Source organism: Cobetia sp. PDI-23MA (genome assembly GCF_059507735.1).
In genome coordinates this window covers 1,650,383-1,674,494 of record NZ_CM183352.1, presented here as the reverse complement: position 1 = coordinate 1,674,494, position 24,112 = coordinate 1,650,383, and the positions used below count along the sequence as shown (strand labels likewise).

The 24,112-nt window shown below is 61.9% G+C and carries 21 protein-coding genes; 9 read left to right on the top strand and 12 right to left on the bottom strand.

Going from position 1 to position 24,112, the window contains the following annotated elements; translation table 11 throughout:
• Positions 1-149: 149 nt before the first annotated feature.
• From AC5WNJ_RS07200 to AC5WNJ_RS07190, 3 genes are all read right to left on the bottom strand, one after another.
• Positions 150-1,316 (bottom strand): L-dopachrome tautomerase-related protein, encoded by a 1,167-nt coding sequence (locus tag AC5WNJ_RS07200; RefSeq protein WP_495930848.1) that lies wholly within the window; start codon positions 1,314-1,316, stop codon positions 150-152.
• Positions 1,317-1,454: 138 nt separating this feature from the next.
• On the bottom strand, positions 1,455-2,183 hold the full coding sequence (locus AC5WNJ_RS07195; protein WP_495930847.1) for a glycine betaine ABC transporter substrate-binding protein: 729 nt from the start codon (positions 2,181-2,183) through the stop codon (positions 1,455-1,457).
• A gap of 98 nt (positions 2,184-2,281) precedes the next feature.
• The gene (locus AC5WNJ_RS07190) at positions 2,282-2,572 is read right to left on the bottom strand and encodes a putative quinol monooxygenase (protein ID WP_176676911.1); all 291 of its coding nucleotides are present in this window, start codon (positions 2,570-2,572) and stop codon (positions 2,282-2,284) included.
• 122 nt (positions 2,573-2,694) lie between these two features.
• Here AC5WNJ_RS07190 and AC5WNJ_RS07185 point away from each other — a divergent pair, with 122 nt between their 5' ends.
• Entirely contained in the window at positions 2,695-3,597 is a 903-nt protein-coding gene (locus AC5WNJ_RS07185; protein ID WP_495930846.1) for a LysR family transcriptional regulator, read from the top strand.
• Between the two features lie 91 nt (positions 3,598-3,688).
• Here AC5WNJ_RS07185 and AC5WNJ_RS07180 read toward each other — a convergent pair whose 3' ends face one another.
• Positions 3,689-4,033: a hypothetical protein gene (locus tag AC5WNJ_RS07180; protein WP_495930845.1), complete on the bottom strand. Its 345-nt coding sequence runs from the start codon at positions 4,031-4,033 to the stop codon at positions 3,689-3,691.
• A gap of 453 nt (positions 4,034-4,486) precedes the next feature.
• Here AC5WNJ_RS07180 and purU point away from each other — a divergent pair, with 453 nt between their 5' ends.
• The 7 genes from purU to AC5WNJ_RS07145 all read left to right on the top strand — a co-directional run bounded on the left by purU (position 4,487) and on the right by AC5WNJ_RS07145 (position 12,794).
• On the top strand, positions 4,487-5,365 hold the full coding sequence (purU, locus tag AC5WNJ_RS07175; RefSeq protein ID WP_253061688.1) for a formyltetrahydrofolate deformylase: 879 nt from the start codon (positions 4,487-4,489) through the stop codon (positions 5,363-5,365).
• Between the two features lie 105 nt (positions 5,366-5,470).
• Positions 5,471-6,418, top strand: a complete 948-nt coding sequence (gene folD / locus AC5WNJ_RS07170) for a bifunctional methylenetetrahydrofolate dehydrogenase/methenyltetrahydrofolate cyclohydrolase FolD (protein WP_495930844.1) — start codon at positions 5,471-5,473, stop codon at positions 6,416-6,418.
• 38 nt (positions 6,419-6,456) lie between these two features.
• The gene (locus AC5WNJ_RS07165; protein ID WP_495930843.1) at positions 6,457-7,698 is read left to right on the top strand and encodes an FAD-dependent oxidoreductase; all 1,242 of its coding nucleotides are present in this window, start codon (positions 6,457-6,459) and stop codon (positions 7,696-7,698) included.
• A gap of 95 nt (positions 7,699-7,793) precedes the next feature.
• Positions 7,794-8,105 carry a sarcosine oxidase subunit delta gene (locus tag AC5WNJ_RS07160; protein ID WP_054555966.1) on the top strand — a complete coding sequence of 104 codons (312 nt, stop codon included), beginning with the start codon at positions 7,794-7,796 and terminating at the stop codon, positions 8,103-8,105.
• Positions 8,102-11,110 (top strand): 2Fe-2S iron-sulfur cluster-binding protein, encoded by a 3,009-nt coding sequence (locus AC5WNJ_RS07155; RefSeq protein WP_495930842.1) that lies wholly within the window; start codon positions 8,102-8,104, stop codon positions 11,108-11,110. The genes AC5WNJ_RS07160 and AC5WNJ_RS07155 overlap by 4 nt, the downstream gene beginning before the upstream one ends.
• A 1-nt stretch (position 11,111) precedes the next feature.
• Positions 11,112-11,807 (top strand): hypothetical protein, encoded by a 696-nt coding sequence (locus tag AC5WNJ_RS07150; RefSeq protein ID WP_495930841.1) that lies wholly within the window; start codon positions 11,112-11,114, stop codon positions 11,805-11,807.
• A 141-nt stretch (positions 11,808-11,948) separates the two neighbouring features.
• Complete coding sequence (locus AC5WNJ_RS07145) at positions 11,949-12,794, top strand: IclR family transcriptional regulator (RefSeq protein ID WP_495930840.1); 846 nt, start codon at positions 11,949-11,951, stop codon at positions 12,792-12,794.
• 215 nt (positions 12,795-13,009) lie between these two features.
• Here AC5WNJ_RS07145 and amt read toward each other — a convergent pair whose 3' ends face one another.
• The 8 genes from amt to glnT form a co-directional block, all read right to left on the bottom strand.
• Positions 13,010-14,413, bottom strand: coding sequence for an ammonium transporter (gene amt, locus AC5WNJ_RS07140; RefSeq protein ID WP_495930839.1), 1,404 nt, complete (start codon positions 14,411-14,413; stop codon positions 13,010-13,012).
• Positions 14,414-14,502: 89 nt separating this feature from the next.
• Complete coding sequence (locus AC5WNJ_RS07135; protein ID WP_495930838.1) at positions 14,503-15,558, bottom strand: heme-dependent oxidative N-demethylase family protein; 1,056 nt, start codon at positions 15,556-15,558, stop codon at positions 14,503-14,505.
• Positions 15,559-15,598: 40 nt separating this feature from the next.
• A complete protein-coding gene (locus AC5WNJ_RS07130) occupies positions 15,599-16,543 on the bottom strand; it encodes a PDR/VanB family oxidoreductase (RefSeq protein WP_495930837.1) in 945 nt (314 codons plus the stop codon).
• The gene (locus AC5WNJ_RS07125; RefSeq protein WP_495930836.1) at positions 16,528-17,214 is read right to left on the bottom strand and encodes a dimethylamine monooxygenase subunit DmmA family protein; all 687 of its coding nucleotides are present in this window, start codon (positions 17,212-17,214) and stop codon (positions 16,528-16,530) included. The genes AC5WNJ_RS07130 and AC5WNJ_RS07125 overlap by 16 nt, the downstream gene beginning before the upstream one ends.
• A gap of 562 nt (positions 17,215-17,776) precedes the next feature.
• Entirely contained in the window at positions 17,777-19,117 is a 1,341-nt protein-coding gene (locus AC5WNJ_RS07120; RefSeq protein ID WP_253061707.1) for an FMN-binding glutamate synthase family protein, read from the bottom strand.
• A 14-nt stretch (positions 19,118-19,131) separates the two neighbouring features.
• Positions 19,132-19,818: a protein glxC gene (locus AC5WNJ_RS07115; protein WP_495930835.1), complete on the bottom strand. Its 687-nt coding sequence runs from the start codon at positions 19,816-19,818 to the stop codon at positions 19,132-19,134.
• On the bottom strand, positions 19,818-20,735 hold the full coding sequence (locus tag AC5WNJ_RS07110) for a class II glutamine amidotransferase (RefSeq protein ID WP_253061711.1): 918 nt from the start codon (positions 20,733-20,735) through the stop codon (positions 19,818-19,820). The genes AC5WNJ_RS07115 and AC5WNJ_RS07110 overlap by 1 nt, the downstream gene beginning before the upstream one ends.
• Before the next feature lie 115 nt (positions 20,736-20,850).
• The gene (gene glnT, locus AC5WNJ_RS07105) at positions 20,851-22,185 is read right to left on the bottom strand and encodes a type III glutamate--ammonia ligase (RefSeq protein ID WP_495930834.1); all 1,335 of its coding nucleotides are present in this window, start codon (positions 22,183-22,185) and stop codon (positions 20,851-20,853) included.
• A gap of 676 nt (positions 22,186-22,861) precedes the next feature.
• Here glnT and AC5WNJ_RS07100 point away from each other — a divergent pair.
• Positions 22,862-24,007: an aminomethyl transferase family protein gene (locus AC5WNJ_RS07100; RefSeq protein WP_495930833.1), complete on the top strand. Its 1,146-nt coding sequence runs from the start codon at positions 22,862-22,864 to the stop codon at positions 24,005-24,007.
• The last annotated feature ends 105 nt before the right edge of the window (positions 24,008-24,112 follow it).

Genomic DNA, 24,112 nt, shown 5'->3' with positions numbered 1-24,112 from the left:
TGAGGCTTATCGGGGTGTCCGCTCCAATTGGACCACTTCAAAAACGACAACGCAGGACGGTCGTGAGACACGTCCTGCGCAGATCACAGGCTAACGAGAAAGCCATGGCGCCAAGGCAATGTGTTGCCCAAGGCCCAAGGGAGCAAGGGTCAGTTGGCGGGTGTCAGCTTGAGCAGGTAGTAATGCTTGTCACTGCCATCCACGCCCTGGTTGAGTGCCGGATGGGCGTTCAGCTGGTTGGTGGTGAGGTAGAGGCTGCCATCCGGCGCGAAGGCGAAGCCATCCGGCCAGCGCAGACGCTCGTCATCCTGGGTGATCACCGACATACCTTCCGGCGATGAGAAGGTCAGTGCGTTGTGCTCCGCGTCTCCGGCGATGATGCCGCCGCGCTTGGCATCAAAGATGAAGCCATCATTGGGGCGCTTGGGGGCGTAAGGCGTGATGGCGCGAGCCAGTTCCGCCGCCGTGGCAGTGTCATCGGCCAGCTCAGCTGCCGGCAGGCGATAGACCTCACTGCCGTTCACGCCACCGAAATAGACGACGTCATCCGCCGGATCGAAGGCGATGGCATTCAAGCCCAGGTACCAGGGCTTCGGCTCACCATTCTTGTCGCCCTTGGCCGCCATCAGATGGCCATTGATGACCATGTCGTGTTCCACCGGCATCAGCCTTTCATCGCTCTGCAGCACGCGACGCGTCTTGCCGCTGGCGATATCCACCACCACGAAAGCCGGTTTCATGCTGGAGGCCGGCGCGGTAAAGGTCATGTCAGCGATATAGATCTTGCCGCGCTGCTCATCAATGACGAAATCCTGCAGGAAGGAGATCGGCAGCACGCTGTCACCGGCAAGCGAAATCACCTTCTTGAGCGAATCACTGCGGGTATCCCAGCCCACCAGCTTGGGCGCACTGTCCTGGCTGCCCATGTCAAGCATCCACACCACGCCCTGACTGTCGGAGTGCACGCCGATGATCGAGGCGATGCCGACCTCGCCCTTTTCCGGGCCATCGGCCCAGTCCAGGGTCGGGAACGGCACACGCTTGCCGTCCTGGGTGATCTCGACCACGCGCAGCGCCGGTGCATCAAATGGCTGCTGGGACATGATCAAGCGGCCATCCGGCGTGAAGGTGATGTTGCCGGGGCGGGTGTCCGAATATTCGGCGACGGTGGTCAGCGTGCCGTCGCGCAGGGAGGCGGCTTGCGCATTCTGGGGGTTTACGGCCGTGCTGTCAGCGGCCGCCTGAGTGGCGCCGGCGACGGTGGCAACGCCCAGCGAGGCGATGAGGATGGCAGTCTTGAGGCGAGAAAATGGCATGGGGACTCCTTGCCCGCCGGTTGGCGCTATGCGCTGCACCGGCAGGGTCGATGATGATGAGATGAAGAGACTGGGCGGTGGCGTGGCCATCGCCCGGGATTTGTCGAGATTCAGGCGAGATAAATCAGGTGCGACGCATCAGGCGCGACGACGCAGGTCGTCTTCCAGTTCGCTCAAGCGAGGATTGCCGATGTAGAGCTGAGAGAGGTCCTTGAGGGCCGCGGCGCCGATGCGCTGGCGAGCCTCCTTGCGCACCACCAGCGTGGCCTCATCCTGGGTACCTAGAAGCCCCTTGGGTTCCTTGAGGGCGCGAATTCGGTAGCGGTGATGCAGGAACTGCGGATGCCACAGCGGCACCACGACCCATCGCCCCTGCGCCACCGCCGCTTCGTAACGATCGAAGCAGTCCGCTTCGCTGCCGGTGCGGAAGACATACCCGGCGGCATCCAGACCATATTGCTTGATCATCTCGGCCGAGAAGCGACTGATGCCGGCCCCCGGATTGATCCCCTGAATGATGGGCTCCATCTTGCTGAGCGCCGGTTCCCGCAGCAGGTCCGTGACGCTTGCCACCGCACTTTGTGGCACGTAATCCGGCACTCCCCAGATGCAATACGGCTCATAGATGACGGCGATCTTGTCGACGTCATCCAGCATGGGGGCCAGGTAGGCCTCATGACTCGAGGGCAACCAGGCGGAGGCCAGAATGTCGACCTCCCCTCGCCCCAGCATCGCGAAGGCCTCTTCATGGGGAGCAGAAGCGAAGGTCACCTCATGGCCGTGGCTCTCCAGCACACGTGCCACTTCCAGAGCGCTGGCCTCATGGAAGGACAACGCGATATGGCCGATACGGATGGGGTCTGTCATGACTGCCTCGAGTGGGTCATTGAAGAAGAAAGAAAGCGAGCAGGCCTGCATGGCCGCCCAGGAAAGCCAGAGCCCATATCCAGGACCCAGGCCCGCCCTCAGTCGAAGGCGGTCATTTCATGCAGGGTGAATTCGCTGACCGCGCCTTCCGTCGCTGCCATGTAGTCTTCCAGGTGCGGCGCCTGCATGTGCTGCTGCCAGAGTTCCCGCGAGGCCCAATTCTCATAAAAGGTGAAATGCGCCGGGTTGTCGTTGTTCTGGTGCAGGGTGTATCCAAGGCAGCCTTTTTCAGCACGAGTGATGGGTACCAGTGCCAGAAGTGCTGCCTTGACCTGCTCGATCTGGTCCGGCTTGGCATGGATATTGGCGATGATGGTCAGCTGAGTCATGAAAGGGACTCCGTGGCGTGATCAGGAAACTTGAGTTGCGCAAGCAATGTGATCATCCTAGCCACAAGCCTCAACCGTATAAACGTACAACTTGCGCAAATATAATTCGGAAAAACCGTACAATGTTGCTGGATAATATTGCCCTGTTTCTGACCATCATCGAGAAAGGCAGCCTGACCGCTGCAGGACGCGAGACGGGCCTGTCGCCCACCACCGTGTCCGAACGCCTCGCCGCGCTGGAAGCTCATTACGGAGTCGTACTTCTAAACCGCACCACGCGCGCCATCAGCCTGACCGAAGAAGGCCGGACACTGATGGAAGAAGCTCGCGGCCTGCTTGATAGCGTGTCAGAACTCGAGACCCGCATCCGCCTGGGCGCCCAGACCCTCACCGGCCGCATTCGCATCAGTGCACCGAGCGACCTGGGCCGCAATGCCCTGTCACGCGCCATCACCGAATTCCAGCATCAGCACCCCACCATCGAGATAGAACTGCTGCTGTCGGACAGCTACGTGGATATCGTCGGCCAGGGGATCGATCTTGCCCTGCGCTTCGGCACCATCATGGACAGTACGCTGCGCGTGCGGCATCTGGGCCAGAAACGCCGCCTGCTATGCGCCTCCCCCGCCTATCTGGCGCAGCATCCTGCTCCGCTGACGCCGGTGGACCTCAAGCACCACAACTGCCTGGTAATGCGCTTCGGCAAGAGCCTCGACAACGAATGGCGCTTCGGTAGTCACAAGGTGCCGCAGATCGTCACCGTCAGTGGCAACCGGATCGCCAATGACGGCGAACTGGTACGCCAGTGGTGCCTGGAAGGATTGGGCATCGCCCTGAAATCGGAAGTCGATGTGAAGGAGGATCTCCACGCGGGCCGCCTGATCGAACTGCTGCCGGAACATGCCGCACCGCCCTCACCGCTGCAGCTGCTGTTTCCGCCGGCGCGCGCCCAACCGCGTCGTGTGCAGGCGTTTGCCCAGCATCTGGTCGAGACCTTCAGCGAATCACTGTCGCATCCGCAATAGCCAGAAACGCAAAAGCCCCCCGCAACCAAAGGCTGCGGGGGGCTTTCATCACCCGGGGCACTCAGCTGCCATCAGGCAGCGATGTCATGCCTCAGTGGCGCTCGTTCTTGAGCACGTCGGCGTAGCTCTTCTTCTGGTAACGAGAATGGGTATCGCTCGCCTTGTTGCTAGCACTGGACTTGGCTGACTTGGCCGCCTGGCTGGCGTGTGATGTCTTGGCCGATGCCTTGCTGCTTGCCGTGGCCTTGTGAGATTTGGCAAATGACTTGGCGCTGTTCTTGGACTGAGTGTACTGGGACTTGGCGCTGTCCTTGGTCTGGGAGTACTGAGACTTGGCGCTGTCCTTGTGAGCCTCAAGCGTCGGATTGCCGGCCAGTGCCACGGAGGAACCGGCCATGCTGGCCACCATCAGTACTGCGATCGTCAACTTGCGCATCGTATCTACCTCGTCACCTTGCATGAATACCGAGTCCTGGAGGGCGTCCCTCGAGGTTTGTCATGAGCAGACACTAACGTGTTGATATTCAAGCTCGCAATTGTCGATCCCTGACATGACGATTTCTTTCACCTTATCTGAAAGTTGTAGCCATCCCGAGACGAGCGTGTCTCATCTGACACCTGTCCCACCCTCATCCGCCTCATGGTTTCACCCTGCGCCGCACTCCCCCAAAGCGGTAAAAATTCATCAGTGAATGATTGTTTTCATTTAATGAGTGCTATCGCCGGCCGGCGCGTCGATCAGGCTTGACCCAGCGCCAGAAAAACATTGTTATTTACTTGAGAAGAAAATTAAGTCACTGACAGGAAATAACCGATCCACAAACACGTCAGTGAATGAAACTCTTCAGATCACAACAACAATGCCTCTCTGCCGACATCGGAGCCCAGAATGCCTCACGCGACCTGCACCTCAGACGATCACTTCATTCTCACCATCAGCTGCCCGGCGACGTCCGGTATCGTGGCGGCCATCACCACCTTCTTGAACACTCACGAATGCTACATCAGTGAACTGGCGCAGTACGACGATGAGGACAAGGGACAGTTCTTCCTGCGTGCGCGCTTCCGTTTCAACACGGGCACCGAGGGCGATATCGAGCGTATGCGTCAGGCCTTTGAAGATGTGGCAGCGCCCTTCGAGATGCAATGGCAGATCCATGGTGGCAAGGACAAGATGCCGGTGCTGATCATGGTCTCCAAGTTCGACCACTGCCTGGATGATCTGCTCTACCACTATCGCAAGGGTGAGCTGGACATGCAGATCACCGCAGTAGTCTCCAACCACTTGGACCTGCGCCCGATGGTCGAGCGCGAAGGCATCCGCTTCGTCTACCTGCCGATCACCAAGGACACCAAGGCGCGCCAGGAAGCGGCCTTGATGGACATCGTCGAAGAAACCGGCACTCAACTGGTGGTACTGGCGCGCTACATGCAGATTCTCTCCGATGAGCTATGCCAGAAGCTGGCCGGGCGCGCCATCAACATCCACCACTCCTTCCTGCCGGGCTTCAAGGGCGCCAAGCCCTATCACCAGGCACACGCCCGCGGAGTCAAGCTGATTGGCGCCACCGCCCACTACGTCACTGCGGATCTCGATGAAGGGCCGATCATTGATCAGGCCGTACAGCGAGTCGAACACAACTTTGCCCCGGATGACCTGGTCGCAGCGGGCCGCAATACCGAGACCCAGGCGCTGACCAATGCTGTGCGCTATCACATCGAACACCGCGTCTTCCTCGCCAATGATCGCACCGTGATCTTTAAATAGGTGTTCAAAAAATCTTCAAGACAGGCGCTACATGAGCCTTCAAACAAGCCTTCAAGACAGACCACGCGTGAATCATCAGCCGTCACACAAGGAGGAAGCGCAGTCATGAATACCCAAGCGACACCCACCGCGATCGCGGACGAGACACTCGCACAACCCACCGCCGCCGTGATCGATGGCAAGGCCGCCTCGGCGCGACTGCTCAAGGAAGTCACGGCAGAGGTCGCAAGCCTCACGCAACAAGGCGTGATACCGGGGCTTGCCGTCGTGCTGGTCGGCGAAGACCCGGCAAGCCAAGTGTATGTGCGCAACAAACTCAAGCGCACCGTCGAATGTGGCATGCAGTCCTTCGAGCACATCCTGCCCAGCGAGACTTCACAGGCCGAGCTGCTGGCGCTGGTGGAGAAGCTCAATGCCGATGCTGATGTGCACGGCATTCTCGTCCAGCTGCCGCTGCCGGCCCATATCCAGGAAGACGCCGTGCTGGAGGCCATCGACCCCGCCAAGGATGTCGACGGCTTCCATCGCATGAATGTCGGCGCACTGGTGCAGGGGGCCGATGCCCTGGCGCCCTGCACCCCCACCGGCTGCATGCGCCTGCTGCGTGACACCTTTGCAGAGCGCGGCGTTGACCTTTCCGGGCTGCATGCGGTGATCATCGGTCGCTCCAACATCGTCGGCAAGCCGATGGCCAGTCTGCTGCTGGCCGCCAACTGCAGCGTCACCCAGCTGCACTCGCGCAGCCAGAATCCCGCCGAACTCTGTCGTCAGGCCGATATCGTGGTGGCTGCGGTCGGGCGCCCGAACATGATCAGCGCCGACTGGATCAAGCCTGGCGCCGTAGTCATCGATGTGGGCATCAATCGCATCGCGCAGTCCGCCGAGCAAAGCCCCACCGGCAAGGCACGCACCCGTCTGGTCGGAGATGTGGACTTCACTGCGGTCAGCAAGATTGCTGGTGCCATCACGCCTGTGCCCGGCGGGGTTGGGCCGATGACCATCGCCTGCCTGCTCGCCAACACCCTGACTGCCGCGCGTCGTCAGTCGACCTGAACCACTAGAGGTACGTTTGCGCGTACCGGGAGTCACCGATGCCCTTTTCCCTGCTCAAGTACGGCCTGTCCTCCGAGTATCCGGCCGAAGTCGACCTCCCCCCGCCCACGGAGCTGAAGTCCCGTTACGACGTGGTCATCATCGGCGGCGGCGGGCACGGCCTGGCCACTGCCTACTATCTGGCCAAATATCACGGCATCACCAATATCGCCGTGCTGGAAAAGGCCTACCTGGGCAGTGGCAACACCGCGCGCAACACCGCGGTGATTCGCTCCAACTACCTGACGCCGGAAGGCGTGCGCTTCTACAGCGAATCGGTGCGTCTGTTCCAGGGGCTGTCCAACGAGTTCGACTACAACATCATGTACTCGGAACGTGGCCAGCTGACCCTCGCGCACACCGATGCCACCGTGCGTGCCTTCCGCCAGCGCGCCGAGGTCAACACCCACTTCGGCGGACGCACCGAGATGCTGGATCGCCAGCAGATCCGTGAGCTGGTACCGACCCTGAATCTGGACCCCGGCCACCTGCCGGTCATGGCGGGCCTGTGGCACATCGATGGCGCCACCGCGCGCCACGATGCGGTTGCCTGGGGTTATGCGAAGGAGGCCGCCAAACGCGGCGTCGAGATCCACCAGCTCACCGAGGTGCAGGACCTCGTGGTCGAAGGCGGCAAGATCAGTGCGGTGAAGACCAATCGCGGCACCGTGCATTGTGGCTGCGTAGTGCAGGCGGTGGCCGGACACAGTTCGGTACTCGCCAAGAAAGCCGGCTTCACCATGCCCATCATCAGCTATCCGTTGCAGGCAATGGTCACCCAGCCGTTCAAACCGTTTCTCGATCCGCTCGTCAGCTCCTCGGCCCTGCACTGCTACGTGCAGCAGACCAGCCGTGGCGAGGTGGTGTTCGGCGGTGGCTCCGACCCCTATCCGCTCTACAACACCCGCTCGACACTGGATCTCAAGGAAAGCCTGATCGCGGCGGCGCTGGAGATGTTCCCCTTCCTGTCCCAGGCCCGCCTGATGCGCCAATGGGCAGGCACGACCGACATGACGCCGGACTACAGCCCGATCATGGGCGAGAGCCCCGTCGAAAATTACTACCTGGATGCCGGCTGGGGCACCTGGGGCTTCAAGGCGACGCCGATCTGCGGCAAGACCATGGCCGAGCTGGTCGCCTCCGGCGGCAAGACCCCAGACCTGATTGCCCCCTTCGCGCTGGAACGCTTCGCACGCTTCCGTCAGGTCAACGAGATGGGCGCGACTGCCGCCAGCCACTGATGCCTCGCGACGGCTCGACCGACAAGGCTCGATGACTGCCCGGATATGCGTACCCCACGGTGGATGTACAAGAACAACGGTCAAGGATTTCCGCGATGAAGATCATGCCCTGCCCACTCAATGGGCCCCGAAATATCAGCGAATTCGTGTATGGCGGCGAGCTTGCCGACATGCCAGACCCCGATACCTGCAGTGATCGCGAGTGGGCTGACTACGTCTTCTTCAGCGACAACACCGCCGGTGTCGTCACCGAATGGTGGATGCACGCAGCCTCCAGTTACTGGTTCCTCGCCGAGCGTCACACCGTGACCGACGAGATCCTGCGCACCTTCGACCCCTCCGAGCGCTTCACACAGCGCGTGGAGTTCCCACTGCACACCACGGATAGCTCGGGAGAACGCGCATGAACGCCAGAGTCCCCATGACCCGCGGCGCACGTCTGCCGGCCCCGATGGGGCGGTTGATCGACCGTGACATGCCCATGACCTTCAGCTTCGACGGCAAGAGCTATCAGGGCTTTTCCGGCGACACCATCGCCAGTGCCCTGGCCGCCAATGGCCGCTGGCTGCTGTCGCGCTCCTTCAAGTATCACCGCCCGCGTGGCGCCCTGACCTTCGCCGGCCAGGACGCCAATACCCTGGTGCAGTTGCCGGATGAGCCCAACGTGCTGGGCGATGAGCGCCAGATCAGCCCGGGGCTTGAAGTCACCGCCCAGAACGTCTCTGGCAGCCTGGACAACGACCGCGACATGCGGCTGGGCAAGTTCTCGAAATTCATGCCGGTGGGCTTCTATTACCGCGCCTTCTACAAGCCCAAGGGCGTCTGGAAATACTGGGAGCCGCTGATTCGGCGCAAGGCCGGTCTGGGCACGCTGAATCTGAACGTGTGCGGCGAGTATCACGACAAGGCCTATCTGTTCCACGATGTGGTGGTGGTAGGCGCGGGCCCGGCGGGCATGACGGCCGCACTTGAGGCTGCCGAGGGTGGCGCGAGCGTGCTGCTGGTCGAACAGGGCCGTCTGCTCGGCGGTGCCTTGACCTACGCACGCTTCGATGCCGAAGGACGTGAGGCCAGTCAGACGCTTGAGCGTCTGGGTGCGGCCGTCACGGCGCATCCGCGCATCGACGTGATGACCGAGGCGACCTGCAATGCCTGGTTTACCGACAACTACCTGCCGGTGATCTGCGGCAAACGCCTCTACAAGGTGCGGGCGAAGGAGTGCATTCTCGCCAGCGGCGCCTTCGATCAGCCAGTGGTATTTCGCAACAACGACCTGCCGGGCATCATGCTCGCCAGTGCCGCCCAGCGCCTGATGCAGCACTATGGCGTGTTGCCGGGCAAGCAAGGGGTGGTGATCACCGGCAGTGATGATGGCTATCTGGCGGCGCTGGACCTGATGGAGCACGGCGTCAACATCGTCGCCCTGCTCGACATGCGCACCCAGCCCGATGAGCCAAGCCTTGCCGATGCGGTGCGTCACTGCGGCATTGCGCTCAAGCTCGAGCACGCCATCTTCGAGGCGCAGGCGGAGAAGTCGCTGCATCACGTCACGGGCGTCGAGGTACGCAAGATCATCGCGCGCGGCGAACTGGCCACTGAGGGAGAGGTGATCCCCTGTGATCTGGTCTGCATGACGGCGGGCTACATGCCAGTCTACCAGCTGGCCTGCCAGGCGGGCGCCAAACTCTCCTATCTGGATGACGATGCACGCTTCAGCCTCAGCGGCCTGCCGGCACACCTGCACATGGCGGGCTCTGCCAATGGCCTCTATCACCTCAAGGACGTGATGGCCGATGGCCAGCGTGCCGCCAGATCTGCACTGGCCGGGCTTGCCGCCGCAGGCCAGGTCGTGGATGTCACGCTTGAGGCGAATGAGCCGCCAGCCGTCACGCCATCACGTCCCTTCCGCCAGCATGGCTGGCCGCTGTTCGCACACCCCAAGGGCAAGGAATTCGTCGATCTGGACGAAGACCTGCAGATTCGCGACATCGTCAATGCCACCCGCCACGGCTATCGCGACATCCAACTGGTCAAGCGCTTCTCGACGCTGGGCATGGGTCCGTCCCAGGGTCGTCACTCGGCATTGCCGGCCGCGCGTCTGGTGGCCGACGCCACCCAGCGCACCGTCAGCGAGACCGGCGTGACCACCGCACGCCCGCCCTTCGTTGCCGAACCGCTGCCCCTGCTGGCCGGTCGCAGTTTCGACCCTTACCGCCAGACACCGATGCATCAGCGCCACCTGGACCTGGGCGCCACCATGATGCCGGCCGGCCACTGGGCGCGCCCGGCCTTCTATGGCCGCCCGGAGGAGCGCAATGACGCCATGCAGAGTGAGGCACTGGCCGTGCGCAATGGTGTTGGTCTGATCGATGTCTCGACCCTGGGGGGCATCGAGCTGCGCGGGCCGGACGCCGCTGAACTGCTCAACCGAATCTATACCTTTGCCTTCCTCAAGCAACCAGTGGGGCGCACACGTTACGCCACCATGGCCAACGAGCAAGGCGTGATCATCGACGACGGCGTGTCGTGTCGCCTCGGTGAGGAACACTTCTATGTCACCGCCACCACCAGCGGGGTGGACCGGGTCTACCAGCAGATGCTGAAGTGGAATGCCCAGTGGCGACTCGATGTCGACATCACCAATGTCACCGCCGCTTACTGCGCCATCAATCTGGCCGGCCCCAGGGCCCGCGAAGTACTGAGCAAGGTGTGCCGCGATATCGATTTAAGTGCCGAGGCCTTCCCCTACCTGGAGCTCCGCACCGGCCACATCGAGACCGAGCTGCTGGGCACTACCGGCAGCATACCGGCACGCCTGCTGCGGGTCGGCTTCGTCGGAGAGCTGGGCTACGAGATCCATGTGCCGAGTCGTTTCGGCGAAGCGCTGTGGGATCTGCTGATGCTGGCGGGCAAGGAAGCCGGTATCCGCCCCTTCGGCGTCGAGGCCCAGCGACTGCTGCGTCTCGAGAAGGGCCACATCATCATCGGTCAGGATACCGATGGCATGAGCCATCCCGGCGAGATCGGCCTGGAATGGGCGGTCAGCCACAAGAAGCCCTTCTGTGTCGGCCGCCGTGCGATCGATATTCTTTCCGCCCAGCCCCAGACCCGCAAGCTGGTCGGCTTCATGCTGCCCAAGGACAGCCCGCAACCGCTGGAAGGTCAGCTGGTGCTCAGCGGAGGTGAGCAGAGCGCAGACGCCGCCAAGCCCGGCGGCGACATCACCGGCAACGTGACCTCGTGCGAGTATAGCGCGACCCTTGGCGCCATCATCGGCCTGGCCTACGTCGGTATCGACAGCAGTTCGCCCGACAGCAAGATCACCATCCGCACGCAGGGCGACGTACTGGTCCAGGCCGACGTCGTGGCACTGCCCTTCTTTGATCCCGAGTCTGTCCGCCAGGAGCTGTGAGATGACGACAACAATAACGGACCCTCTGAACAGCGCCAGCCTGTTGGCACGCTGCGCGCTGCCACAAAGCCTCACTGGCGCGTCGACCGCCGACAGCTCAAGTGACATGACGGCGGCCCTCAGTCACTGCGCGTTCGCCGACATGAGCGCTCTGGGTCGCGCAGGCGTTCGCGGCCGCGCCGCCGCCGATTGGCTGGCCTCGCTGGGCTTCACGGTACCGGGCACGCCCAATGCGGCAACGCTTCAGTCAGACGGCAGCTGGCTGGTCAGGCTGTCAGTGGGTGAGTTTCTGCACCTCGCGCCGGCCATCAGCCCACAGGCGGGCGTGGCCGAGCTGCCGCTCATCGCACAGGCGGATGAAGCGCTGGCCCAAGGCATTCGCGTGCATTCCCTGCCACGGCGGGACTCCCACGCCTGGTTCAGCCTGAGCGGCAGCACCCTGCCCGCGCTGATGGCCAAGCTGTGCGGGGTGGACCTGCGCAGTGAGTCCTTCCCGCCGGGAAGCGTCGCCCAGACATCGGTGGCACGCACCAATGCCATCATCGTCAATGCAGGGAGCTTTGCGTGTCCCTGCTTCCACCTGCTGTTCGACATCGCCTCCAGCCACTATCTATGGGGCGTCATGCTCGATGCCATGCGCGAATACTCCGGCGAGAAAGTGACAGCCGCTGCCCTGCTGGCCCATCATCACGGCTAGCGATTGCGGCGCGACATCGGCATCCGTCAGCGGATGCCTCTCGCTTTACCACCCGCTCCCCGTCGTAGTCTGACCCACAGGCCGCGACGGGGACGCTGCGTTTCGCCCACCGCCTGTCGTACGTAGCCAAAGGAACCAGGTATGTCCGATTCCCAAGTGTCGCTTTCCCGCGGGCAAGATGTCGCGAGCGCCCCGACAGCACTTTCCTCGCTTGCGACATCACGCGAGAACGATTACACCGTGCCGGCGCTGTTTCGCGGGCTGAGAATCCTCGAGATGTTCAGCAGCAGTCGCAAGGTGCTGACCACCAATGACTTCGCTGAGGAGCTGGGTACCAGCAACTCGGCTATCTACCGCATCGTCATCACCCTCACCGACATGGGCTATCTCAAGAAGATCGCCCGCAATACCTATGAACTGGGGCCACAGGTCATCTCGCTGGGCTTCAGCTATCTGGCCAGTCGTGACCTGGTCGAGGTAGTGGCGCCTCACCTGGATACCCTACGCGACCAGACCACCATGTCGTGTCACCTGAGCGTTCGCGAGGGCACCGATGCCATCTATCTCTACCGCGCCTTCGCCGCGCAGCGCATGTCGGTCAACATCCCCATCGGCTCCCGTCTGCCGTGTCACGTCAGCGCCATGGGGCGCATTCTGCTCACGGTCCTAGGCGAGGATGAACTGCAACAGCTCTACCGCCAGATCCGCCTGGATGACTACCCACCACCGGCGCCACAGAATCTGCCTGCCCTGAAGGAATCCATCGAGGAAGCCCGCCGCCAGGGGTGGGTGGAGAGCCGCTCCGACTACGCCACTGCCATCGCCACGGGACTGTATGACCACACCGGCCATCTGGTCGGCGCCATCAATATCTCGGGACCCGATGCGATGATGGCCGATGAACGCCGCCGCCTGCTGTTGCGCGGCGCGCTGATGGACTGCGCCCGCCATATCAATCATGAGCTAGGCGGGCTGCACCGCCGTTGACGCCCTGTCCGTCTGGTCGCGGCCTGTTCATCCCAGGCCATCCTCCCTCTTCTCTTCCTCTCCTTTCCCCTTCGCTCACCCCGGAACACGAGAAGGCCCGCCAATTGGCGGGCCTTCTCGTATCACATGCTGGCGGGGCGCATCACACTCTGAGTCATCAAATTCTGCGCCTCTGAATCATCAGACTAGGAGACTCCAGCACTCGGGGTGCGGGCTCAACGCGTCGCCCCCTTGAGCACCGCAGCCGAGGCCGCTGTGCTCGCCTTGCCGGCGTGCCCGGACACATTGCCATCCCCCTGTGACGGCGAGGACATGTTGACGAATTCCGGATAGGCGCCCATGCCGCATTCGTGCATGTCCATGCCTTCCAGTTCTTCTTGCTCGCTGACACGCAGGCCACCACAGACCTTCTTGATCACCAGCAGCGCCACGAAGCTTGCGCCGAACATCCAGACGAAGATGATCAGCGTGCCCAGTACCTGGGTGCCGAAGACCGCATCCGAATTGGAGAACAGCACCGCCATGATGCCCCACAGACCGGCGGAACCATGCACGGAGATGGCACCGACCGGGTCATCGATCTTGAGACGATCAAGCCCCACCACCGACAGCACCACGATGATGCCGCCCACCGCGCCGACCAGCACCGCAAGGCCGGCAGACGGCAGCAGCGGTTCTGCAGTGATCGAGACCAGCCCGGCCAGGGCACCGTTCATCACCATGGTCATGTCGGTCTTGCCGAACATGGCGCGTGACAGCAGCGCCGCGGCCACCATGCCCGCAGAGGCCGCGGCATTGGTGTTGACGAAGATACGCGCCACGCTGTTGGCATCATCGAGACTGGCGATCTTGAGCATCGAGCCGCCATTGAAGCCGAACCAGCCCATCCACAGGATGAACATGCCCAGCATGGCGATCGGCAGATTGGCGCCCGGGATGGCACGCACCTTGCCGTCCACGCCGTAGCGGCCCTTGCGCGGACCGACCAGCAGTACCGCCGCCAATGCCGCCGCCGCGCCCGCCATGTGCACCACGACCGAACCGGCAAAGTCCTGATAGCCCATCGCATCCAGGAAACCGCCGCCCCACTTCCAGTAGCCTTCCACCGGATAGATGACCGCGACCATCACCACCGCGAAGATCAGGAACGGCCATAGGCGCATGCGTTCCGCCACGGCCCCCGAGACGATGGACATGGTCGCGGCGGCAAACACCGCCTGGAAGATGAAGTCCGCCATGCTGGAGTAATAGGCGGCGCCTTCGCCGGCACTGATGTCGCTGAGGGTATTGTCAGCGCCGAGCATGAACGACAGCCCGGGGATCACGCTGCTGATGGCATTGTCACCGGGATACATCACGTTGTAGCCCACCACCAGAAACACCAGGCAGGCGATGCCATAGAGCAGCGCATTCTTGGTCAGGATCTCGACGGTATTCTTGGAGCGTACCAGCCCGGATTCCAGCATCGCGAAGCCGCAGGCCATGAACATGACCAGCGCGGTACACATCAGGAAGTAGAACGTATCCAGCGCGTAGCTGAGTTGCAGCACATCGATATTCACCAGCGTTTCCTCTTTGTTGTTATCTGCAAGCGCCGTGGTCAGAAGCTTGCGATCCATTCCCTGTCACGCCCTCGGCGCCGAAAGTGGTTTGCTGAGAGCTCTTTATCAGGAGCGGTTTGCCAGAAGCAGCTTGCCGAGAGCTTGGCCTAGACCGCTGCCTGCGCCGTCGCCTCGGTGTTGGTCGCGACACTCGCCTCGCGGATTTCCAGCCACTCGATCACGCTGGGCAGATAGCGCGTCAGTCCCTTGTAGTCGATCAGCTCCGGCGGCAGGGTCTTGAGCACCTTCAACAGCCGCGTCTGCCAGAACGGGTTGGTGCACAGGTCTTCCAGGCTGATCAGATAGGTGCGGATACCGAAGAACAGCGCATGACTGCGTGGCATGCGCACCAGCGTCTGCAGCTCGACCCGCAGATGTACATCACGGCCAGCATTCTCTGGCGTGATGGTGGTACGATCTCTGCCCCACTCGGCATAGGTCTCCGGGGAGCTGTCCATGCGCGGATGGATGGTCATGGTCCAGTTGAGGCGCCGCACCGGCCCGCCGACCTGGATGGCGCACAGGTATTTGAGCGCGCGATCGAACACACCCATCTCATGCGCCAGCGGCACCGGGCCATGCCACTGCTTGAAGCTCATGCCGGCATCGAAGGCCAGTGACCAGTCCGCCGGGCAGGTGATCATGCCGGCATCCATGAAGAGGTCACCGTCACGCTGGTCGAGCAGCGCGATATCGCCCTGCATCTGACGGCCGATATAGTCCAGCGGCGGCAATGGCAGGCTGTCGTCATCGCCCATGCAAAAGGCCTGCTCCAGCCCGAGCAGATGGTTGCGCCACACGCAGTCATCGCCGTCGCGCTCGAAACTGAAGGCCTCGGGATAGTCCCGGGCGTAATGCGTCATCACGAATTCCAGGAAGTCCCAGGCCGCCGGTTGCATGTGCGGCATCACCAGGCAGCGCCTGGGGTCCTTGGCCAGCACTCGCTCACGCTCGGCGATCTCGCTCAGATAGTGCTCATCGATGTCCAGCATGTGCTCGGTGATGGAACCTGGCTTGCCCGGCAAGGTGTGCGGTTCGATATTGACCGAGTAACGATACTCATCCTCCGGAAACGGAAAGGGAAAACGCTGGATGGCGTGATCGGAATTCTTGAAGGTGAACTGACCATGGAAGGCCTGGTCATCCCGTGGGGAAAATTGCATATTCCTGCTCCTTGAGTGTCCATCTCGCCAGAAGACGTATTCAGAGATCCAGCACCAGCCGTTGACTGCGTGCCCGAGAAACACACGGCATCACACAGCGCTGACCGGCACGCTCCTGTTCATCGAGAAAGGCGTCACGGTGCTCCGCTTCCCCTTCCAGCATCTCGACCCGACACTGTCCGCAGACGCCACCACGACACAGGCTGGTAACCTCGACACCGCTGCGCTCCAACGCCTCCAGCAGCGATTCATCCGAACCGACTGCCACTTCGACGCCGCTGGCGCGTGCCACGGCCGTGAAGGGAGTTCCCGGTTCCGGGGCGGCAAAGACCTCGTGGTGGATGCGCGCGAGACTCCAGTGCAGCTCGCGTGCCGCTTCCTTCACGGCATCGATCATGGCCTGCGGGCCGCAGAGGTAGACGTGCGTGCCGGCGGGCTGTCGCGCCAGCAAGGCCTTCAGATTCGGGCGTTCGAGACGATGCTGGGTGATGTGGCCACTTGCCAGATAGGGCGCGGCCTCCGGGAAGCGGGCGATGTCGAGGTCCTGACTGCGCAGGTGCAGCTCCCAGCTGGCGTCACGTCGCTCAAGCTCCGGCAGGTAGGACAGAAACGGCGTGATGCCGATGCCCCCTGCCAGCATCAGGTGATGGCGTGCCTGCCAGTGCGGCAGAAACAGGTTGGCCGGCGGGCTGAGTTCCAGCTCATCGCCGACCTGCACGCGGGAATGGATGGCTTCGGAGCCACCACGCGAGACCGGCTGCCGACGCACCGCGATGCAGTAATGCGAGGGATCATCCGGCGGGCTGATCAATGAGTAGGCGTTGCGACACACACGCCCCTCTCCCGGAATGCCCAGCACCACATGACTGCCCGGCGAGAACGGCGTGAAGGGGGAAGCCTCATCGGCAGGCACCAGAGTAAGCCGACGCACGCTGCTGCTGAGCTGATCGACCGCGGCGACCCGCGCCTTCATGAAGCGAGACATGGCGTCACCTCCTCTTGTGGGGGAATCTCTCCCGGGGCTTCCGCATCGATTCGCACGCCCATGTAGGCGCCGAGACGCTTGGAAAAATGATCACGCACTTCCAGCATCAAACCGCAGCCATCACAGGCTGCCGGCGAGTGGATGACATGCTCACTGACTTGCTGACAGTGCACGCAGAACATATGCCGCCCCAGCGCCGCCACCGGCAACATCACCATGTCATCCAGCAGCAGCCCCTGCTGCTGAGCCAGATTGGCGATCTGCCACACGAAATGCTCACTGCCGATGATGATTAGACACCCCGCGACACCGATCTCGCTGATGGCGCCGACCAGTGCGTCGCAGGCCTTCGGGCGGTCATCGACGTCATACCAGCGATGCAGGCGGGCGTTGTCGGCGGGCCCCGTGGGCAACGCCTCTGTTGCCGGGGCGGATTGCACGGCGCCTCCCACCTCGTGGCTGCCGAGCTGATCGAGCAGCGTACTGATCAGCTGACAATGCAACTGCAGCTGCTGACGGGCGTTGCCCCCCGCCTCACCAGTGCCAGGCAGGCTCTCGGGAGACTGACACGCCACCAGATAGCGTTGGGCATCGGGCAGTGCCTCGATGCGTGGATAGTGTTGCCGACTTCGAATCCCGGCAGTGACAGAGGATGATTGCGGGCTTTTCATGACACGACCCTGCTCCAAGAAATTGTCCTTGTTGTAATGCCGCCGTCTTGACGATGACGCGCATCCGACTACCACTCCATTTCTTGAGCATATTTCGTGCCATTGACGGCAAAAACATTGCCCTACACACCCGAAAAACCACCTGAAAACCCCACTTCATATATGAACGACCAATGGAGATATTCACGCACCAAAACAGAACACTAAGCTCAGGCAACACGGCTTGTATTCACCATTATCGCCCTGATTCAACCTCACTCAACAAGCCAACCTCTACGCCTGACATCTTCCTCACTAAATAACCACAACATCCTGAAAGAGTAGAAAAAATCTGCCTTGATAAAATCACGACCTTTCATTCGAAACGACACCATGTGCTACTCCGTCGTCAGCATTCTGACGCGCTTTCGCTTGCATGATATTGGCCGGATTCCTTAGCTTGACTCAGCACAAAAGAAAGCGCCTCACCGGAGGGGTGAGGCGCTTTTATGACTCGATATTTTCAGGTCACATTGCCACATCAAACATGCGCAATGGCACACGCACAATAAAGATCATGTCATCAATATCCACCCTGTCCCGGCACCCAGTTGGTGCCCGCCAGCGGCACCCGGGCCATGGCCGCGGCTTCCACGTTCAGGGCGACCAGATCTTCCGGTTCCAGGTGATGGAGATGCGACTTGCCACAGGCACGTGCAAGAGTCTGAGCTTCCAGTGTCAATACACGCAGGTAGTTGGCCAGACGCTTTCCGGCTGCGGCCGGGTCCAGTCGCTGGCTCAACTCCGGGTCCTGGGTGGAGATACCGGCCGGGCACTTGCCATCTTGGAAGTCATCATAGAAACCGGCGGCGGATCCCAGCTTTTTGTACTCCTCAGCGTAGCGCGGATGGTTGTCGCCCAGCGCAATCAAGGCGGCGGTGCCGATGGCCACGGCGTCGGCACCCAGCGCGATCGCCTTGGCCACATCGGCGCCGTTGCGAATCCCGCCGGAGACAATCAGCTGCACCTCACGGTGCAGGCCCATTTCCTGCAGTGCCTGAGTGGCCTGAGGAATGGCGGCCATGGTCGGAATGCCGACATGTTCGATGAAGACATCCTGGGTGGCGGCGGTACCGCCCTGCATGCCATCCAGCACGATGACATCCGCGCCCGCCTTCACCGCCAACTTCACGTCGTAGTAGGTGCGGGTCGCGCCGATCTTGACGTAGATTGGTACCTGCCAGTCGGTGATCTCACGCAGTTCAGCAATCTTGATCGCCAGGTCGTCCGGGCCGGTCCAGTCCGGGTGGCGACAAGCGCTGCGCTGGTCGATGCCCTGCGGCAGCGTGCGCATGCCCGCGACCCGCTCGGAAATCTTCTGCCCCAGCAACATGCCGCCACCGCCAGGCTTGGCGCCCTGGCCGAGCACGACTTCGATGGCATCAGCCTTGCGCAAGTCGTCTGGGTTCATGCCATAACGTGACGGCAGATACTGATAGACGAGGCGCGAGGACTGGCCGCGCTCCTCCGGGGTCATGCCGCCATCGCCGGTAGTGGTAGAGGTGCCAACTTCCGAGGCACCACGCCCCAGCGCTTCCTTGGCCTGGGCGGACAGGGCACCGAAGCTCATGCCGGCGATGGTCACCGGTGTGCTGATCACGACCGGCTTCTTGGCATGACGCGTGCCGAGCACGACTTCGGTCTCACACTTCTCGCGATAGCCTTCCAGCGGATAGCGCGACATGCTGGCACCAAGGAACAGCAGATCATCAAAATGTGGCACCTTGCGCTTGGCACCCCAGCCACGGATATCGTAGATTCCCGTTTCTGCCGCTCGCTGAATCTCATGGATGGCATCGCGGCCGAAGGTCGCGGATTCGCGCAGTGCCGGGTTATAAGGCTGTGTTTGAGTCTCGTCGGTCATGTTGGGCATCCTGATCAGTAGGCTGAGGCGTTATCGACCTTGAAGTGATAGAGCTGACGCGCAGATCCATAACGCGTGAAGCTGGCCGGGTCTTCCTCGATTCCGGCACTCGCCAGCAACTCCGCCAGTTCTTCCAGGTGCTCGGAACGCATCTCCTTGGCAACACAATCCGCGCCCAGCGATGCGACCGTACCTTTCACATAGATCCGCGCTTCATAGAGCGAATCACCAAGGCCTTCACCGGCATCGCCGCAGACCACCATGCGTCCCGCCTGGCCCATGAAGGCACTCATGGCCCCGATGTTGCCCTTGACGACGATATCGACACCCTTCATCGAGATACCGCAGCGCGCCGAGGCATTGCCTTCGATGATCAGCAGGCCGCCGTGCGCGGTCGCGCCCGCGGACTGGGAAGCATCACCCTTCACTCGTACGCAGCCGGACATCATGTTTTCCGCCACCCCGACCCCGGTGTTGCCGTGGATGGTGACGTTGGCCTTCTGGTTCATGCCTGCGCAGTAGTAACCCGCATGGCCATCGATATCGACACTGATGTCGTCATTGATGCCGCAGGCGATGTTGTGGGCGCCGTCGGAATTGACCACTCGCCACTCACGCGCTTCCTTCAGGGTGTCGGCATCGTGCAGGGCCTGGTTCAATTCGCGCAGCCCTTCAACGGCCAGATCGTGTGTCTTCATCATTACGCGGCCTCCGAACGGGCGGTGTCTTTTTCCCACAGATACAGGCGGCCGGGTTCCGGCTCCCACACGCGGGCATCCTTGATGCCCGGCAGACTGGCCAGGGCACGGTATTCCGAGGCCATGGCGACGTAGTCATCGGTCTCGGCGATCACGGCTGGCTTGCAGGCAATCGGGTCACGCACCACGGCGAAGCCATCACGCGTGCCGATGGTGAAGGTGAAGAAGCCATCAAGGTCCTTCAGGGCGCCGGTGATCGCGGCTTCCAGGCTGTCGCCCTGCTCCAGACGCCAGGTCAGGTAGCCGGCGGCAACTTCGGAATCGTTGTCGGTCTCGAAGCTGATGCCTTCACGCTTGAGCTTGGTGCGCAGCCAGTTGTGGTTGGACAGCGAGCCGTTGTGGACCAGGCACAGGTCGCGCCCGGTGGAGAACGGGTGACTGCCCTGCAGGGTCACGGCGCTTTCGGTCGCCATGCGGGTATGGCCGATGATGTGGCTGCCCTGCATGCCCTTGAGGCCATAGAGGCTGGCGATATGGGCCGGCAGGCCCACCGCCTTGAGGATCTCGATGCTCTGCCCCACGCTCAGCACGCGAATCTGCGGGGCGCTGTCGGCAAGCCAGCTGCGCACGGCGCTCTCTTCCCCGGCGATCTTGAACACGGCGACACTGGCATTGCTGAACCAGTCCGCCACCGTGCCGACCTGCTCGCCCAGGCCTCTGGCGATCGCTTCCCAATCCTCATCGGCACCATCGCTTTGCAGCGTCAGCTTGATGCCAGCGTCGAATTCGTCGCCATAGATGGCGAAGCCGGCGCTGTCCGGGCCGCGATCGGTCATCGCGATCAACATCGGCTCGAACAGCTCCCCGAGGCGCGATTCCAGCGCCGGGTTCTTGAGATATAGTCCTACGATTCCACACATGGTGATGTCCTCTCACGGGCAGGAGGCGTCTCCTGCTTGTTATCTTGAGCGTGGTAGTGAGGTGGTGACCCTCGTCAGGCATGACCCGCGATATCCACGAGGCCACCGGATGAGGTCAGAAGAATTCGGCGTAGCGCTGGACTTCCCAGGCACTGACCTGGGCGTTGTAATCCAGCCATTCCTCGCGCTTGAGACGCATGAACTCGGCGCAGATTCCCTCGCCCAGGCTCTCGCGCAGAATGCTGTCCGCCTCGAGCGCATCGATGGCCAGCGCCAGATTCTGCGGCAGTTTCTCGATGCCCTTTTCGGCGCATTCACTCGGGCTGAGCGAGTAGAGATTGATGTTGTGTGCAGTGCCCGGATCCAGCTTGCGTGCCACGCCATCCAGTCCCGCCGCGATGATGGCGGCGTGGACGAGATAGGGGTTGCAGCCGGCGTCCGGTAGGCGGAACTCAAGGCGGCCGTAGGGTACACGCACCATGGCCGAACGGTTGTTGTCGCCATAGGCGACGAAGACCGGCGCCCAGGTCGCGCCGCTGGTGCTGCCACCACCGACCAGACGCTTGTAGGAATTGACGGTCGGCGCGGCAAAGGCACACAGTGCCGGGGCATGTGCCAGGAGACCACCGAGGAAGTGGTACGCCAGCGGCGACAGGCCCATGCCCTGGGCGTCGGAATCATCGCCGAACAGGTTGCGGCCGGTGTCATCGCAGATGGACAGGTGGAAGTGCATGCCGTTGCCCGGGCGGTCTGCCAGCGGCTTGGGCATGAAGGAGCACACCATGCCCAGGTCATTGGCGATCTCGCCGGCGGCCATGCGCACGAAGGTGAAGCGGTCTGCCGAGGTCAGCGCATCGCTGTAGGTGTAGTTGATCTCGAACTGGCCGTTGGCGTCCTCGTGATCGATCTGATAGACGTCGAAGTCCACCGCTTGCAGCGATTCGACCAGACGTTCGAGGAATTCCCGCGAACGCGACAGACCCTTGTAGTCATAGCAGGGCTTGGCGAGGGTATCGCTCTCGTCCACCGGCAATAGCTCACCCGCTTCTCCCCGACGGAACAGCGAGAATTCTGGCTCCAATCCGGTATTGAGCGTCCAGCCCTTCTCCTTCAAACGCTCTAGCTGCTTGAGCAGCACCACGCGGCTATCATTGGCGAACGGCTCACCATTGACGTAGCCATCGCAAGCCATGCGTGCATAACCCGGCTGCCACGGCACCAGCGACAACGAGCTCAGATCCCCCCGCGCCAAGAAGTCCGGCCCCTCCGGGGACATACCAAGACCACTGACGGCGAAGCCGGCAAAGCCGGCGCCCTTCTCGACCACATCCATCAGGCAATTGGCCGGCACGGACTTGGTCTTGGCAGCGCCATGAATATCCACGAACTGCGCCAGCAGATAGCGAATGTCGTGATCCTTGATGAACTGTTGCGCGTTTTCGGGTGACATCTGGGTTTCCTCTGAGAGCGGACCGGGTTCCATCTCCCTCGACACTGTCTGCCACCCCGGGGAACCTGACCCCTTGTGGTGACTCGCCACGTCAAGATAGCGGATGAAACGATTTTTGTGATTCCTGCTGGTCAACTTTATTTCCCTCAAAGAAAAGCATGCAGCATGCCATTTCGCCAGTTGCCGCCCGGAACTTTTCACCAACCTCCTGTTTTGCATGGAAATTTATTTTCCAAGTTCATTTCACCCCACAGGAAACGCCAGGTGATCCAGAGTGAATTCCCGCCCGTTTCTCGAAATAGGCATCATTTCGGTGCCCAGAGCTATCTCTTCGCACCAGCATGACGCAAACCGCTAATATTCACGCCCGAATTCGTGCTGCCAATTGGCGCCTGACTCGCTCAAGGGCTGCCGTGGCCATGGCCTTTGACGGAATTGGCAAGCCCCTTGCTTAACCATGAGGAATGTTTCTTTCCTTCCAAGAATCGATCCTCGTGCGATCAGGCAAGGCAAGCAGCAGGCACAAGCCCTTGTGAAGCGCCTGAAGAGGCGCCTGACAAGGCGAAAGAACAACAACACCTCCTGCGGCGGATGCGCGTCTTGCGCGCCATCATCAGCAGGACTACGGCACCCCCCACTTACGCTAGGCAGCACGACTCACAGGAGAAAGGGACGCATGGCGAATTCATGGCGCATCTCGGCACTGGCCGAACAACACCGCAAGCTGGGCGCGGAGCTGGAAGACTGGAATGGCATGGGCACCGCCTGGAATTACGCCGTCTCGGAGACGGCCGATGACCACGAGACCATCCGCACCCGCGCCGGATTGATGGATGTCTCGGGACTCAAGAAGATCCACTGCAATGGCCCGCATGCCCAGGCCGTGCTGGATTACGTCACCACGCGCGACATGTCCAAGCTGTATCCGGGCAAATCGGTGTACGCCAGCGTCTTGAATGAGGCAGGCAAGTTCGTCGACGACTGCATCGTCTATTGTCTGGCGCCGAACTCTTACCTCGTAGTGCACGGCACAGGTACCGCGAATGAAATGCTGGCCAAGAGTGCCCTGGGGCGCGCCGTCAGCCTGACCTTCGATGACGACATGCATGACATGTCACTGCAGGGGCCGGTCGCGGTGGATTTCCTGGAGCGTCACGTACCAGGTGTTCGTGAGCTGCGTTACTTCCACCATCTGCAGACCCAGTTATTTGGCTACCACGTGATGATCTCGCGCACCGGCTACACCGGCGAGCGTGGCTACGAGATCTTTTGCAAGGCGAAGGACGCCCCCTCTCTGTGGGAGAAAATTCTCGAGGACGGCGCCGACATGGGCATCAAGCCGTGCAGTTTCGGTACCCTTGACTGGCTGCGGGTCGAGAGCCACCTGCTGTTCTACCCGGCGGACAATTCCGAAACCTACCCCTATCCTGATCAGCCGGTGGGCGACACCCTGTGGGAGCTGGGCCTGGACTTCACAGTCTCGCCGGGCAAGACCGAATTCCGTGGCGCCAGCGAACACTTCGCGCTGCAGGGCAAGGAGCGCGTCAAGGTCTATGGCGTGCTGCTGGATTCGAGAGACGTCGCCCAGATCGGTGACAAGGTCTATGCCGACGGCAAGTGTGTCGGTGTCATTACCCAGGGCATGTACTCGCGCCTGAGCGATCGCTCCATGGCGCTGGCACGTCTCGAACCCGGCTATGCCGAGCATGGCACCCCGCTGACCCTCAAGACCGGCACTGACGGCGAGACCAGCCTCTCGGCCATCAGCCACTCCCTGCCCTTCGATGACCCGGAAAAGGCCAAGCGACTGGCGCGCGGCTGATCGCGCGCCATAGCCACGAGGCAACAGCTCAAGCCCCGAGGCGACAGCGCGAATCGCGTGATGCTCGATAGCGTGAAACCTGAGAGGCCTCCTCGGCATGACGTC

What these genes read in the sequence shown, in the direction of transcription:
- AC5WNJ_RS07200 (WP_495930848.1), bottom strand. Translation starts at nt 1,316, where the DNA reads ATGCCATTTTCTCGCCTCAAGACTGCCATCCTCATCGCCTCGCTGGGC.
- AC5WNJ_RS07195 (WP_495930847.1), bottom strand. Translation starts at nt 2,183, where the DNA reads ATGACAGACCCCATCCGTATCGGCCATATCGCGTTGTCCTTCCATGAG.
- AC5WNJ_RS07190 (WP_176676911.1), bottom strand. Translation starts at nt 2,572, where the DNA reads ATGACTCAGCTGACCATCATCGCCAATATCCATGCCAAGCCGGACCAG.
- AC5WNJ_RS07185 (WP_495930846.1), top strand. Translation starts at nt 2,695, where the DNA reads ATGTTGCTGGATAATATTGCCCTGTTTCTGACCATCATCGAGAAAGGC.
- AC5WNJ_RS07180 (WP_495930845.1), bottom strand. Translation starts at nt 4,033, where the DNA reads ATGCGCAAGTTGACGATCGCAGTACTGATGGTGGCCAGCATGGCCGGT.
- purU (WP_253061688.1), top strand. Translation starts at nt 4,487, where the DNA reads ATGCCTCACGCGACCTGCACCTCAGACGATCACTTCATTCTCACCATC.
- folD (WP_495930844.1), top strand. Translation starts at nt 5,471, where the DNA reads ATGAATACCCAAGCGACACCCACCGCGATCGCGGACGAGACACTCGCA.
- AC5WNJ_RS07165 (WP_495930843.1), top strand. Translation starts at nt 6,457, where the DNA reads ATGCCCTTTTCCCTGCTCAAGTACGGCCTGTCCTCCGAGTATCCGGCC.
- AC5WNJ_RS07160 (WP_054555966.1), top strand. Translation starts at nt 7,794, where the DNA reads ATGAAGATCATGCCCTGCCCACTCAATGGGCCCCGAAATATCAGCGAA.
- AC5WNJ_RS07155 (WP_495930842.1), top strand. Translation starts at nt 8,102, where the DNA reads ATGAACGCCAGAGTCCCCATGACCCGCGGCGCACGTCTGCCGGCCCCG.
- AC5WNJ_RS07150 (WP_495930841.1), top strand. Translation starts at nt 11,112, where the DNA reads ATGACGACAACAATAACGGACCCTCTGAACAGCGCCAGCCTGTTGGCA.
- AC5WNJ_RS07145 (WP_495930840.1), top strand. Translation starts at nt 11,949, where the DNA reads ATGTCCGATTCCCAAGTGTCGCTTTCCCGCGGGCAAGATGTCGCGAGC.
- amt (WP_495930839.1), bottom strand. Translation starts at nt 14,413, where the DNA reads ATGGATCGCAAGCTTCTGACCACGGCGCTTGCAGATAACAACAAAGAG.
- AC5WNJ_RS07135 (WP_495930838.1), bottom strand. Translation starts at nt 15,558, where the DNA reads ATGCAATTTTCCCCACGGGATGACCAGGCCTTCCATGGTCAGTTCACC.
- AC5WNJ_RS07130 (WP_495930837.1), bottom strand. Translation starts at nt 16,543, where the DNA reads ATGTCTCGCTTCATGAAGGCGCGGGTCGCCGCGGTCGATCAGCTCAGC.
- AC5WNJ_RS07125 (WP_495930836.1), bottom strand. Translation starts at nt 17,214, where the DNA reads ATGAAAAGCCCGCAATCATCCTCTGTCACTGCCGGGATTCGAAGTCGG.
- AC5WNJ_RS07120 (WP_253061707.1), bottom strand. Translation starts at nt 19,117, where the DNA reads ATGACCGACGAGACTCAAACACAGCCTTATAACCCGGCACTGCGCGAA.
- AC5WNJ_RS07115 (WP_495930835.1), bottom strand. Translation starts at nt 19,818, where the DNA reads ATGATGAAGACACACGATCTGGCCGTTGAAGGGCTGCGCGAATTGAAC.
- AC5WNJ_RS07110 (WP_253061711.1), bottom strand. Translation starts at nt 20,735, where the DNA reads ATGTGTGGAATCGTAGGACTATATCTCAAGAACCCGGCGCTGGAATCG.
- glnT (WP_495930834.1), bottom strand. Translation starts at nt 22,185, where the DNA reads ATGTCACCCGAAAACGCGCAACAGTTCATCAAGGATCACGACATTCGC.
- AC5WNJ_RS07100 (WP_495930833.1), top strand. Translation starts at nt 22,862, where the DNA reads ATGGCGAATTCATGGCGCATCTCGGCACTGGCCGAACAACACCGCAAG.